General features: G+C 57.7%; 11 protein-coding genes. 5 read left to right on the forward strand and 6 right to left on the reverse strand.

The genetic code is table 11. The features are described from left to right. Window positions 1-8 precede the first annotated feature (8 nt). The 5 genes from infB to pnp all read left to right on the forward strand — a co-directional run bounded on the left by infB (window position 9) and on the right by pnp (window position 6,889). Window positions 9-2,705, forward strand: a complete 2,697-nt coding sequence (gene infB / locus BN1115_RS07720) for a translation initiation factor IF-2 (RefSeq protein ID WP_042656716.1) — start codon at window positions 9-11, stop codon at window positions 2,703-2,705. 55 nt (window positions 2,706-2,760) lie between these two features. Further along, on the forward strand, window positions 2,761-3,198 hold the full coding sequence (gene rbfA / locus BN1115_RS07725) for a 30S ribosome-binding factor RbfA (RefSeq protein ID WP_042060105.1): 438 nt from the start codon (window positions 2,761-2,763) through the stop codon (window positions 3,196-3,198). A gap of 1 nt (window position 3,199) precedes the next feature. After that, complete coding sequence (truB, locus tag BN1115_RS07730; protein WP_042060107.1) at window positions 3,200-4,159, forward strand: tRNA pseudouridine(55) synthase TruB; 960 nt, start codon at window positions 3,200-3,202, stop codon at window positions 4,157-4,159. A 147-nt stretch (window positions 4,160-4,306) separates the two neighbouring features. Then, on the forward strand, window positions 4,307-4,576 hold the full coding sequence (gene rpsO, locus BN1115_RS07735; protein WP_005326646.1) for a 30S ribosomal protein S15: 270 nt from the start codon (window positions 4,307-4,309) through the stop codon (window positions 4,574-4,576). Between the two features lie 168 nt (window positions 4,577-4,744). Next, complete coding sequence (gene pnp, locus BN1115_RS07740; protein ID WP_042060109.1) at window positions 4,745-6,889, forward strand: polyribonucleotide nucleotidyltransferase; 2,145 nt, start codon at window positions 4,745-4,747, stop codon at window positions 6,887-6,889. A gap of 98 nt (window positions 6,890-6,987) precedes the next feature. Here the strand turns inward: pnp and BN1115_RS07745 are convergent, their stop codons facing one another. Genes BN1115_RS07745 through BN1115_RS07770 form a run of 6 tightly spaced genes read right to left on the reverse strand, consistent with a single transcriptional unit; the run spans window position 6,988 to window position 13,703 of the window. Continuing rightward, window positions 6,988-8,046, reverse strand: coding sequence for a protein-glutamate methylesterase/protein-glutamine glutaminase (locus tag BN1115_RS07745; RefSeq protein ID WP_042060111.1), 1,059 nt, complete (start codon window positions 8,044-8,046; stop codon window positions 6,988-6,990). Next, window positions 8,043-8,534: a chemoreceptor glutamine deamidase CheD gene (gene cheD, locus BN1115_RS07750; RefSeq protein ID WP_042656717.1), complete on the reverse strand. Its 492-nt coding sequence runs from the start codon at window positions 8,532-8,534 to the stop codon at window positions 8,043-8,045. Before cheD ends, BN1115_RS07745 begins: the two co-directional genes overlap by 4 nt. Window positions 8,535-8,537: 3 nt before the next feature. Next, entirely contained in the window at window positions 8,538-9,341 is an 804-nt protein-coding gene (locus BN1115_RS07755) for a CheR family methyltransferase (protein ID WP_042656718.1), read from the reverse strand. A 57-nt stretch (window positions 9,342-9,398) separates the two neighbouring features. Continuing rightward, window positions 9,399-11,150 (reverse strand): methyl-accepting chemotaxis protein, encoded by a 1,752-nt coding sequence (locus BN1115_RS07760; protein ID WP_042656719.1) that lies wholly within the window; start codon window positions 11,148-11,150, stop codon window positions 9,399-9,401. Window positions 11,151-11,195: 45 nt separating this feature from the next. Beyond that, entirely contained in the window at window positions 11,196-11,765 is a 570-nt protein-coding gene (locus BN1115_RS07765) for a chemotaxis protein CheW (protein WP_042656720.1), read from the reverse strand. 12 nt (window positions 11,766-11,777) lie between these two features. Then, on the reverse strand, window positions 11,778-13,703 hold the full coding sequence (locus BN1115_RS07770) for a HAMP domain-containing methyl-accepting chemotaxis protein (RefSeq protein WP_042656721.1): 1,926 nt from the start codon (window positions 13,701-13,703) through the stop codon (window positions 11,778-11,780). Window positions 13,704-13,705: the final 2 nt, after the last annotated feature.

Below are 13,705 nucleotides of genomic sequence, written 5' to 3' on the forward strand. Positions count from 1 at the left end.
GAAAATGAATGGCAGAAGTATCAGTCAAACAACTTGCCACTGACATCGACACACCGGTTGATCGTCTTCTCCAGCAGTTTGTCGATGCCGGTATCAGCAAGAGCAAGGCCGACGACATGGTTAGCGAGTCTGAGAAACAGGCTCTGCTGGCACACCTGAAGAAACAGCATGGAGGTGACGAGGTCGCCGCTCCTGCCCGCATGACCTTGCAGCGCAAGACCAAGAGCACCATCAGTGTTCAGGGGACTGGCGGCAAGAACAAGGAAGTGCAGGTAGAAGTACGTAAATCTCGCACCTATGTAAGACGTTCGGCGCTGGAAGATGAACAGCGTCAGGCGGAAGCCGAGGAAACAGCGCGTTTGGAAGCAGAAGAAAAAGCTCGTCGCGAGGCCGAAGACAAGGCTCGCCTCGACGCTGAAGAGAAGGCTCGCCGTGAGGCTGAGCAGGCTCGTCGTGAAGCTGAGGAAAAGGCGCGGATCGAGGCACAATCAAAGGCTCGACAGGCTTCACAGCCCGCCAAAGCAGCCAGTAGCACAGCTCAGCAAGAGGCAGAAAAGATGGCCAAGCGCGAAGCAGAAGAACTGAAGCGCCAACAGGAACAAACAGCTTTGCAAAAAGCTGAAGAACTCGCCGCGAAGAAAGCCGAAGAGGCTCGTCTCATGGCGGAACAGAACTCGGCCCGCTGGGCTGAAGAAGAGGCCGCTCGCGCCAAAGAGAGCAGCGACTACCATCTGACCACCAACAAGCATGCGCAAGCCGCAGAAGACGAGTTGGATCGGAAGGAAGAGACCAGTCGTCGTACCGCTGCCGCCGCTGTCAAAGCCCCGAAAAAGGCTGGTCGTCGTGAAGATGACCGCGACTCGCGCAACCCGCGTGCCCGCAAAGGCAAGCGTGGCAAGGTCGCCATGCCGAACGCCATGAAGCACGGCTTCAACAAGCCGGCTGCCGTGGTGAACCGTGACGTCGTCATCGGCGAAACCATCACTGTGGCCGAGCTGGCCAACAAGATGGCCGTCAAAGGTGTTGAAGTCATCAAGGCGATGATGAAGATGGGCGCCATGGCCACCATCAACCAGGTGATCGACCAGGAGACCGCTCAGCTGGTCGCCGAGGAGATGGGTCACAAGGTTGTGCTGCGTCGTGAGAACGAGCTGGAAGAGGCGGTACTGTCCGATCGTGACGAGACCTCCGAAGCCAAGCCGCGCGCACCGGTCGTGACCATCATGGGTCACGTTGACCACGGTAAGACCTCGCTGCTCGACTACATTCGTAAAGCCAAGGTTGCTGCTGGCGAAGCCGGTGGTATTACCCAGCATATCGGTGCTTACCACGTTGAAACCGACAGTGGCATGATCACCTTCCTGGATACTCCGGGTCACGCGGCGTTTACCTCCATGCGTGCTCGTGGTGCCAAGGCCACCGATATCGTGGTACTGGTTGTTGCTGCCGATGACGGCGTCATGCCGCAAACCATCGAAGCAATCCAGCACGCCAAGGCAGCCGCTGTGCCGCTGGTTGTTGCGGTCAACAAGATCGACAAGCCGGAAGCGGATCCGGATCGCGTCAAGACCGAGCTGGCCCGTTACAACGTCATGTCCGAAGATTGGGGTGGAGACTGCCAGTTTGTGCACGTGTCTGCCAAGTCTGGCGAAGGCATCGACGATCTGCTGGAAGCCATCCTGATCCAGTCTGAAGTGCTGGAACTGAAAGCGGTGGTTGACGGCATGGCCAACGGCGTCGTGATCGAATCCTTCCTGGATAAAGGTCGTGGTCCGGTTGCTACCGTACTGGTACAAGAAGGTACCCTGCGTCAGGGTGACATCGTGCTGTGTGGTCTCGAGTACGGCCGTGTTCGCGCCATGCGTGACGAACTGGGTCGCGAGATCAAGGAAGCGGGTCCGTCCCTGCCAGTGGAAATCCTCGGTCTGTCCGGTGTTCCCTCTGCCGGTGACGAAGCCACCGTTGTCCGTGACGAGAAGAAAGCCCGTGAAGTGGCGCTCTACCGTCAGGGCAAGTTCCGCGAAGTCAAGCTGGCTCGCCAGCAGAAGGCCAAGCTGGAAAACATGTTCGCCAACATGACCGAGGGCGAAGTGTCCGAAGTGAACGTGGTGATCAAGGCCGACGTACAGGGTTCTGTGGAAGCGATCTGCGATGCGCTGGTCAAACTCTCCACCGACGAAGTGAAGGTGAAGATCGTGGGTTCCGGCGTAGGTGGTATCACCGAAACCGACGCAACCCTGGCTGCTGCTTCCAGCGCCATCCTGGTGGGTTTCAACGTCCGTGCCGACGCTTCTGCGCGCAAGGTCATTGAATCCGAGAGCCTGGATCTGCGTTACTACTCCGTCATCTATGACCTGATCGACGAAGTGAAGCAGGCCATGAGCGGCAAGCTGGCTCCTGAGTATCGTCAGGAGATCATCGGTCTGGCTGAAGTGCGTAGCGTCTTCAAGTCTCCGAAGTTCGGCGCGGTTGCCGGCTGTATGGTTACCGAAGGTGTGGTCAAGCGTTCCAACCGTATCCGCGTTCTGCGTGACAACGTGGTTATCTATGAAGGCGAGCTGGAATCCCTGCGCCGCTTCAAGGATGACGTCAACGAAGTTCGCAACGGCTACGAGTGTGGTATCGCGGTCAAGAACTACAACGACGTGCGCGAAGGCGACCAGATCGAAGTTTACGAGACTGTTGAAATTCAACGGACTCTGTAAGCCAAGAGTCAGACAAAATAGGGGGCCGCGGCCCCCTTTTATCGCAGGATAGAATATGGCCAGAGAATTCAGCCGGACCCGTCGGGTCGGACAGCAGATCCAGCGTGAAATCGCGCTGATCCTGCAGCGCGAGGTGAAAGACCCGCGTATCGGCATGGTGACCGTTTCCGATGTGGAAGTGTCCCGTGACCTCAACTATGCCAAGATTTACGTCACCTTCTTGCAGCTGGAAAATGATGCCGAGCGCATCAAGGAAGGCTTGCTGGGTCTGACCGAAGCAGCCGGATATATCCGTAGCCTGCTGGGCAGCGCCATGCGTCTGCGCGTGGTGCCCGAGCTGCGTTTCTACTACGACCAGACCTTGGTCGAGGGGATGCGTCTCTCCAACCTGGTGACCAACACTGTGCGTGAAGACAAGCGTCGCATGGCCGAATCCGGCCGTGACGAAGAAGCTGAATCCGCACCGGATGACACGACTGAGGATAAAGCCTGAGATGACCCGAAGACGTCGTTTCAAGGGCCGTGATGTGCACGGCATTCTGCTGCTGGACAAGCCGACCGGCCTGACCTCCAACGATGTGTTGCAGAAGGTCAAGCGCATCTACAACGCCGCCAAGGCCGGTCACACCGGCGCCCTGGACCCGCTGGCGACCGGCATGCTGCCGATCTGCCTCGGTGAGGCCACCAAGTTCTCCCAGTATCTGCTGGAAGCGGACAAGCGCTATGAGGTGACCGCCAAGCTGGGCGAGCGCACCAACACTAGCGACTCCGATGGCGAGGTGGTCTCCACCCGTCCGGTGAACGTGGCAGTCGGTACCCTGATCGAGGCGCTGGACCAGTTCCGCGGCCCGATCATGCAGGTACCGTCCATGTACTCGGCGCTCAAGCACAACGGTCGTCCGCTCTACGAATATGCCCGCGAAGGCATCGAAATCGAGCGCGAAGCCCGTCCCATCACCGTCTTCGAGCTCAAACTGCTGAGCTTTGAAGGTGATGAAGTGCGCCTCGAAGTGCACTGCAGCAAGGGCACCTACATCCGCTCTCTGGTGGATGATCTGGGCGAAGTGCTGGGTTGTGGTGCTCACGTCTCCCAACTGCGTCGTACCCAGGTTGCCAGCTATCCGTATGATCGGATGCTGACGCTTGAGCAGCTTGAGTGCATCTTCGAGCAGGCCAAGGCCGAGAGCATCCCGCCGCGTGAGCAGCTGGATCCGCTGTTGCTGCCGATGGACACCGCCGTGGCTTCCCTGCCCGAGGTGAACATGCTGGCCGTTGTGGCTGCCTATGTGAATCAGGGCCAGGCCGTGCAGGTGGCCGGTGCGCCGCAAAGCGGTCAGGTTCGCATGACGGTCGGCCCGGAGCGCGAGTTCATCGGGGTTGGCGAGATTGATGATGATGGCCGCGTCGCGCCCAAGCGACTGGTGCGTTATCACGACGATAACAACGAGGAGTGATCCTCCTCGGGCGGTATCGGCCTCACTTTGCCTGCGCGCGTCTTTATCGTTGCGAAAAGGGGCGGGGACGATTATGATACCGCCCTCATTTCACGGCTGAATTAGAGATTGGCTGTGAACCTTTAAACACTCTACCGGAGTAATACCATGTCTCTAAATGCTGAGATCAAAGCTTCCATCGTTGCTGACAACGCTCGTTGCGCCAACGACACTGGCTCCCCCGAAGTGCAAGTTGCCCTGCTGACTGCCCAGATCAACCATCTGCAAGGTCACTTCAAAGAGCACTCCAAGGACCACCACGGTCGTCGCGGTCTGCTGCGCATGGTTTCCCAGCGTCGTAAGCTGCTGGACTACCTGAAGCGTAAAGACGTTCAGCGTTACGCTGCTCTGATCGCCAAGCTGGGTCTGCGTCGTTAATCGACCATCAGATTTCGCGAAAAAGGGGAACCATCAGGTTCCCCTTTTTTTATTGCTCTTCAAGCCGTTGCCTGCCTCACAGAATTCGCGTCGCCGCTTACCTTTTGCATCGAATCAAGTATACTTGTGCGCGAATTTAAAGAGCCAAATTGTAAAAAGGAAATTCACGTGAATCCTATTGTAAAGTCATTCCAGTACGGTCAACACACCGTCACTCTGGAAACCGGTGTGATGGCCCGTCAAGCCACTGCGGCCGTAATGGTCAGCATGGACGATACCTGCGTATTTGTGACCGTAGTTGGCAAGAAAGAGGCCGATCACGGCCGTGATTTCTTCCCGCTGACCGTCAACTATCAGGAGCGTACCTATGCTGCTGGTCGTATCCCGGGTGGTTTCTTCCGTCGTGAAGGCCGTCCGAGCGAAGGCGAGACCCTTATCTCCCGTCTGATCGACCGTCCTATTCGCCCGCTGTTCCCGGAAGGCTTCCTCAATGAGGTTCAGGTCGTTGCGACCGTTATGTCCGTGAATCCGGCCGTATCCCCTGACATCGTTGCCATGATCGGTGCCTCTGCTGCACTGGCCATCTCCGGTATCCCGTTTGGCGGCCCGATTGCGGCGGCCCGCGTGGGTTACATGAACGGTCAGTATGTGCTGAACCCGACCACCACCGAACTGCCGCAGAGCGATCTGGATCTGGTGGTTGCCGGTACTGCCAACGCGGTACTGATGGTTGAGTCCGAAGCGGCCATCCTCTCCGAAGAGGTGATGCTGGGCGCCGTGGTATTTGGTCACGACCAGATGCAGACCGTGATCAATGCGATCAACGAGTTTGCCGCTGCCGTCGGCACCAAGCCGTGGGACTGGACTCCGCCTGCCGTCAACGAAGCGCTGAAAGCCAAGGTTGCCGAGCTGGCGACTGCCGAGCTGGGTGAAGCCTACCGCATCACCGAGAAGGCTGTTCGTTACGAAACCATCGCTGCCATCAAGGGCCGTGTGGTTGAGCAAGTTATCGCTTCCGGCGTGGAAGAAGATGCCAAGAAGATCGGCGAAGAGTTCCACAGCCTGGAAAGCCGCATCGTTCGTGGTCGCGTCGTACGTGGCGAGCCGCGTATCGATGGTCGCGATCCGGAAATGATCCGCGCCCTGAGCGTAGGTACCGGCATTCTGCCCCGTGCTCACGGTTCTGCCCTGTTCACCCGTGGTGAAACTCAGGCCATCGTGGTTGCCACTCTGGGTACCGAGCGTGACGCGCAGAACATCGACGAGCTGACCGGCAACCGTGCCGATCGCTTCATGCTGCACTACAACTTCCCGCCATACTGCGTCGGTGAGACCGGCATGATGGGTAGCCCGAAGCGTCGTGAAATCGGTCACGGCCGTCTGGCCAAGCGCGGCGTTGCTGCCGTGATGCCGAGCGCCGCCGAGTTCCCGTACGTGGTGCGCGTGGTGTCTGAAATCACCGAATCCAACGGTTCCTCCTCCATGGCCTCTGTCTGTGGTTCCTCCCTGGCGCTGATGGATGCCGGTGTGCCGATCAAGGCCTCCGTTGCCGGTATCGCCATGGGTCTGGTGAAGGAAGAAGAAGGTTTCGTGGTGCTGTCCGACATCCTGGGTGACGAAGATCACCTGGGTGACATGGACTTCAAAGTGGCCGGTACTACCGAAGGTATCACCGCGCTGCAGATGGACATCAAGATCGAAGGCATCACCAAAGAGATCATGGAGATTGCGCTGAAGCAAGCTCGTGGCGCTCGTCTGCACATCCTGAAAGTGATGGATGAAGCTATCCAGGCTCCGCGTGCCCAGATCTCCGATTTCGCACCGCGTATCCACACCATCAAGATCAATCCCGAGAAGATCAAGGATGTGATTGGTAAGGGTGGTTCCGTGATCCGTGCACTGACCGAAGAGACCGGCACCAACATCGAGCTGGATGATGACGGTACTGTACGTATCTCCGCCGTGGCTAACGAAGCCGCCATGGAAGCGATCCGTCGCATCGAAGCTATCACCGCCGAGATCGAAGTGAACCGCATCTATGAAGGTAAAGTTGTCCGTCTGGCCGATTTCGGCGCATTCGTCAACATCCTGCCGGGCAAAGATGGTCTGGTACACATCTCCCAGATCACCGACGCTCGCGTACAGAACGTGGCTGACCACCTGACCATCGGTGACGTGGTCAAGGTGAAGGTACTGGAAGTGGACCGTCAGGGCCGCGTACGTCTCTCCATCAAGGAAGCGAACGCCCCGACCGAAGCGGCTGCACCTGCTGAGGCTGCTCCGGCCGCTGAAGAAGCGCCTGCTGCAGAGTAATCTGCTCGCCTGATACCGGACCTGTTCCGGTTGATGTAAAAAGTCCGGCTCCCCTTGGGGAGCCGGACTTTTTTATGGTCAACACGCGCAATCAGGGATTACCTGCCGAGGATGGCGTACTGCATCTCTTGCAAGGGAAGCACATGGCGAGCAGCCCCCAGCTTGATCGCCTCCTTGGGCATGCCGAACACCACGCAGGAGGCCTCATCCTGGGCATAGGTATTGGCACCAGCCTCCAGCATCTCGCGCAATCCCCGTGCGCCATCATCCCCCATGCCGGTCATGATGATGCCGGTGGCGTTCTTGCCGGCATATTTGGCGACAGAGCGAAACAGCACATCCACCGAGGGACGATGGCGGTTGATAAGCGGCCCGTCGACCACCTCGACGTGATAGTAGGCCCCGCTGCGCTTGAGCAGCATATGCTTGCCGCCGGGGGCAATCAGCGCCAGCCCGGGGATCACCCGGTCATTGTTTCTCGCCTCCCGCACTTCTATCTGGCAGACCCCGTTCAGCCGCTCGGCAAACATGGCGGTAAATTTCTCCGGCATGTGCTGCACGATGACAATGCCGGGGCTGACCCGGGGCAGGGCCGTCAGTACTGCCTCAAGGGCCTGGGTGCCACCGGTCGAGGTACCGATGGCGATGAGCCGTTCAGTGGTTTGTGCCATGGCGTGCTGGTTGGGGGCCAGCATGGCATCGGCGTTCAGCTTGGCGCTAACCGGCACTGAAGATGGCTTGCCCACGCGCTTGAGATTGGCTTGGGCCGCAGCCCGCACCGCCATAGCCAAGTCGTGGGCAGATTCTTGCAGAAAGCTTTTTATCCCTATGGTCGGCTTGGTGATGATGTCCACCGCGCCGGCAGCCATCGCCTGCAAGGTGGTCTCGGCACCCTTCTCGGTGAGGGAGGAGCAGATCACTACTGGCGTCGGGTGCTCCGCCATGATTTTGGTGAGAAAGGTGATGCCATCCATACGGGGCATCTCTACATCGAGCACGATGACGTCAGGCCACTCTTTCTTCAGTTTTTCCTGCGCAAACAGGGGATCCGATGCCGTGGCGATCACCCGGATATCGGGCTCCTGCTCCAGCACCGCTTGTAATACCTGTCTGACCACGGCGGAATCATCCACCAGCATGACCCGGATCTGCTTCATTCTCGCGACTCCCGTTGATGTGGCAGACGATGATGGCGGAGCCAGACACTACCGTTGCTGAGTTCAAAAATCAGGCTTCGGTGGCCGCTATGGCCAAGATGGTGGGCTTTGATATCAAGTCCAAGGTGTCGGGTCAGCTGCCAGGCTGCCTCAATATTTCTGGTGGCCACATTGTTATCGCGTTTGGCGTATTGTGGCTGGTTGAACATATTGCCGCCTCCGAACAATTTGATCTCGTATTCGTCGAGAGGGGGCGGATATTGCGCAACAGCTTGTAATAGCAAGGTGATGGCTTCATCGGCATAGCGGCCATCCAGCAAGGTGGTCGGCCGCCCTCGAGTTGGCAGCATGTAGTGGCACATACCGCCCATCTTTTGTTCCGGATGCCACAGGGTGATGGCAATGCAGGAGCCCAGCACGGTTTTGAGGACAACATCCTCCTTGCCAAAGAAGAGTTCACCGGGTTGCAGAATCACCTCCCGTGCCATGATTTATCTCTTCTGATAAATGGAGGGAGATACCAGCTGCAGTCCATGATGCAAGCCATGCAAACTCTCTGCATGGCTGACCAGCAGATAGCCACCGGGTTTGAGTTTGGGCACCAGCCGCTGCAACACTTGCCCCTTGATCTCCTTGTTGAAGTAGATCATCACGTTTCTGATAAAGATGACGTCAAACAAGCCGATGTCCGGCAGATCCTGATTGAGGTTGATCTGCATGAACTGCACCTTGTCCCGCAACTTGCGATCGATGATGAAGATCCCCTCCTGCAGGCCCACGCCCTTGAGGCAGTATTTCATTAAAAAGGGCAGGGGAATGTTGTGCGCCCGCTCGATGGGGTAACGGCCGCTCGTCGCCTGTTCCAGCACCCGAGACGAGATATCGGAGGCCAGGATCTCCCAGTTGAGGGTGCCACGTTTCTCTGCGAGGGTCATGGCCAGACTGTAGGGCTCCTCTCCGGATGAACTGGCTGCGCTCCAGATCCGCAAGGTGCGTTCACTCGGGAAGTGTGCAAGCACCCCCCGGGTCAGAAACTCGAAGTGTTTTGGCTCTCTGAAAAAGTAGGTTTCGTTGGTGGTGAGCAGATCGAGCGCCAGCTGCAGTTCGCTGCTGCGATCGTTCATGATGAGCTGGAAGTAGTCGTCATAGCTGTCCAGCTCATAGTGGCACAGGCGTTTTGCCAAGCGGCTGGCAACCAGCGCCTTCTTGGCTGGAGACAGCTCTATTCCCGCCGTTTGATGAAGCCAGCGTTGGAAACGGGAGAACTCATCATCATGCAGCTGGGTTTGATACAAAACCCTGTCCCTCTACCTGTGTTGTCGGATGCGGGAGAGGCAATGCCTCTCCCGTGACTAGAACCGGACAAAATCGCCGTCGTTGATGGGGCGTTGTGTGGTGGTGGCCCGCTCCCGACTGTTGGCATTGTTCTCGTTCATAAAGCGCCCCCGGGTAGTGGGGTGAAGGTGCGAGGTGGCTTTGCCTTCTTTGGTGTGGGCCTCCAGGGTAAAGAACTCCATGGCCAGCTGCAGTTGCTCGGCCTGGCTGCTCATCTCTTCCGCTGTGGCAGCCAACTCTTCGCTGCAAGAGGCGTTCTGCTGGGTAACCTGACTCAATTGATTCATGGCCAGGTTGATCTGGCTGACGCCGGTGGACTGTTCATTGGAGGCGGCGCTGATCTCCTGCACCAGATCCGAGGTCTTGTTGATGGAGGGCACCATTTGATCCAGCAGGCGACCGGCTTTTTCCGCCATCTCGACGCTGCTTGACGCCAGTTCGCCAATCTCCTGTGCTGCAACCTGGCTGCGTTCGGCCAGTTTGCGCACCTCCGCCGCCACTACGGCAAAGCCCTTGCCGTGATCGCCGGCGCGCGCCGCTTCGATGGCGGCGTTGAGCGCCAGCAGATTGGTCTGGTAGGCAATATCGTCGATGATGCCAATCCGTCTGGCGATCTGTTTCATGGCATCGACGGTCAGTTTGACCGCTTCACCTCCCTCGACGGCTTCTTTGGCTGCCTTGCTGGCCATGCCATCGGTAACCTGGGCGTTGTCGGTATTCTGGTTGATGCTGGCGCTCATCTGTTCGATGGAGGCGCTGGTCTCTTCCATGCTGGAGGCTTGTTCACTGCTGGATTGGCTGATCGACTGGGCCGTCGCGCTGACTTGCTCGGCGGCACTGGAGAGATTGTCAGAGGCGCCGCGCACTTCGGTGACAATCTTGGTCAGCGAGGCGATAGTGGTGTTTAGCGAATCTTTGGTGGTACCAAAAATACCGGGATCATCAGCCTCTATCTGTTGGGTCAGATCCCCTTTCGCCAGACACTGTACGACCCGGATAACATTGTTGAGGGTGCTGTCGATCACTTCGGCAATCTGGTTTATCCCTTCCCCCATTGCCTGAAAGAAGCCGCTTTTACCCGTCAGCTCCATCCGGCGGTGCAGCTCGCCATTGATCACGGCCTGCACGATGTCGGACATCTCTTTCTCTATCATCACCTCCTTGGTACGGTCTGCCCACTCGACCACGGAGCCTAGTCGCTCGCCGCTATCGTTGAAGACCGGATTGGCAATCAGGGAGAAGGTGCGTCCCCCCAGCTGGATCTGGGTGCGGTAGGTGCTGTTGAGTTTGGCCAGCATGGCGCGCTGATGGCCCGGATTTTTATGAAAGCTGTCGATATTGGCGCCCATCAGCTGATTGGCATTGAAGCTGTAGAGCTCTTTCTTGATGTCGCTTTCAGCCTGATTGAGCATGCCGGTCACCGCCTCGTTCATATAGATAATGTCGAGGTTGGTATCGGCGATCATCACGTTGGTACTGGCGCAATCGAGCGCCTTGCGAACCAGCCGGTTTTCATGAAGCTGCACCTGGCTATTCCTGATCTCGTGCCGGCTTTGCTCCAGCTTGCCGTTCAACAGGGCAATCACGTCGTTGACCGCGACGGCCACTTCACGCAGCGGGTTATCCAGTCCGGAAAGTTCGATTGCAGCCGGAGCCTGATCGTCTTCAATGGTGCGCTGTACTTGCCCGATAGCGTCGAGTAGTTGGGCCTGCTGTCTTGCTTCAGCCGCGCTGTTTCCGAAGAGTTTGCCAAAGAGTGAATGGGTCATGAGCGTTTCCTTATGCTGCATGTCGTGGTGTATGGGGGGGCCTGTTCAGGAGGGTTGCAGGTTGCCTTGCGGCAATCTTGCCTGTGGCTGGGCCAGTTCACTGAGTTGAGCCATCTCATCGAGTGACAACACTTTTTCGGTATCGATGAGGATGACGAATTTGCCGTTGACCTTGCCCATACCGCTGATGAAGTCGGCCCGGATGCGGGCACCAAAACTGGGCGGGGGCTCGATATCTGCTTGTGGGATACCCAGCACTTCCGATACGGAATCCACCACGACGCCAATATCCTGACCCACTGGTTCATCGCCCTGTGGAGCTATCCCTTCAATGATGACGATGCAACTGCGGCGAGTGATGAGCGAAGGGGCATTGCCAAAGCGGGCGTTCAAGTCGACGACCGACACGACCGCTCCCCTGAGATTGATTACGCCGCGAATAAAACCGGGCATCATCGGGATCGGAGTGATATTGCCGTATTCGATGATCTCTTTGACCCCCAGAATATTGATGGCGAACATCTCGTTGTTGATCAGAAATGTCAGATACTGGGCATCGCCACAGCTCTCGTCAGCGGCTGCCGATGGCACCGTGATGTCGGTGGATGTATGCATGGTCGCCTCCGGTTAGAAACGGACAAAATCCGCTTCATCAATGGCATGGGATGATGGTTGATTGGGCTGGCTGGCCCGTTGTGGCGGTGCGATGAAACTGCCTCTGGGAGGCACCCCCTTGTGGTTGGCCTCATGAACTCTGGCATTAACCTGGGGGCGTTTTTCCAGTGCAAAAAAGGCCATGGTTTGCTGCAGTTCACTGGCTTGCGAGCTCATCTCTTCCGCAGTGGCAGCGAGCTCCTCGCTACTGGCGGCATTTTGCTGCGTGACCTGATTGAGCTGGCTCATGGCCAGGCTGATCTGGTTGGCCGCGCTGGCCTGTTCCCCGGAAGCCGCATTGATCTCTTGTACCAGATCAGAGGTTTTGCGAATGGAGGGGACGATCTTCTCCAGCAGGCTGCCGGCCCGCTCTGCCTTGCTGACGCTGTCGGAGGAGAGCTCGCCAATCTCTTGCGCTGCGATCTGGCTGCGTTCCGCCAGTTTCCTCACCTCGGCTGCAACTACCGCGAAGCCTTTGCCATGTTCTCCGGCGCGAGCCGCCTCGATGGCCGCATTGAGGGCCAGCAGGTTGGTTTGATAGGCGATGTCATCGATGATGCTGACTTTCCTGGCGATTTGTTGCATGGCCGTCACCGTCTGTTGCACGGATTGACCCCCTTCGGTGGCCTCCAGCACCGAGTTGCTGGCCATGCTGTCGGTGATCCTGGCGTTCTCGGTGTTCTGGTTGATGCTGGCGCTCATCTGTTCGATAGAGGCGCTGGTCTCCTCCACACTGGCCGCCTGCTCGCTGGTGGCCTGACTTAATGCCTGCGCCGTATTGCTCACCTGATTGGAGGCATTGGTCAGGTTGTCGGCGGCGTTACGAACCTCTTCGATGATATTGGTTAGCGCAGTGATGGTCTGGTTGAGGCCGTCTTTGGTCTGGCCAAAAATACCGGGGTAGGGTTCATCGATCCGCTGGGTCAGATCCCCTTTGGAGAGTGCGGTGGCGATGCGCATCACATCTTCCAGGCTGGTATCTGTGACATGGGAGAGGCGATTTAGCAGCTCGGATACCCGTTTGATGTAGCCCTGGCGATCCTCCAGTGCAATCTTGTGGCTGAAGTCTCCCTGTTCGACGGCGGCGGTGACCAAGGTCTCGATATCCGTGATCAAGGCCCCCAGCTTCTTGACCATGTTGTCCATCGCCATCAAGAGCTGACCCGCTTCATCGTTGGACTCTATCTTGATCGATACATCCAGATTGCCATCGGCCAGACTATTGGCCACACGCAGGGCCTGCTCAATGGGAGTGATGATGCTTTTGATCAGCAGGGTGCCAAACCAGGCTGCGAGCACGATGCCGACCGCGATAACCACCGCCATGGTTATCAGCATCACGTCATACCAGGATTGTGCAGCGGTATATTCCGACTTGGCCACATTGAGCTGCAGGTTGACCAGCTCGGTAATCTTGTTGCCTATCGGGTCGATGGAGCCGTAGAGGGTACCGTCAAAATTGTTCAGCATGCCGGCAATCATGCCGTGCTGGGTGGCGAGGAATTTCTCCAGTTTGCCAATATCGGTATCGGCCGCGTTGAACAGAGTGCTCGCCTCGGCTGACAAGCGCTGCTCCTCCGGGGTGAGAGTGGTGGATTGGTAGTGCTGCCACTCGCTCTTGATGGTCTGCTGGGCCTGTTTTATCTGATTCAACGCCTCTTCTGCCGGGATCAGCCCCGCATTAGCCTTGTTGAGGTTGTCGATGATCGAGACGGCATAGCTGTCGGAGATGGTCTTCAGCTGCTTGAGGGGAACCACCCTGTCGTTGTAGACGCGCTGTAGCCCGGTATTGCTGCTCTGCATGTTGTATAACCCGAGGCCGCCAACGGCCAGCAGCAGCAGGCAGAGCAGGCAGAGCAGCACGATGAGGCGCAATTTGATGGTGGAGTTTTTAAACATGA

It is taken from the genome of Aeromonas allosaccharophila, from assembly GCF_000819685.1.
Lineage (GTDB): Bacteria > Pseudomonadota > Gammaproteobacteria > Enterobacterales > Aeromonadaceae > Aeromonas > Aeromonas allosaccharophila.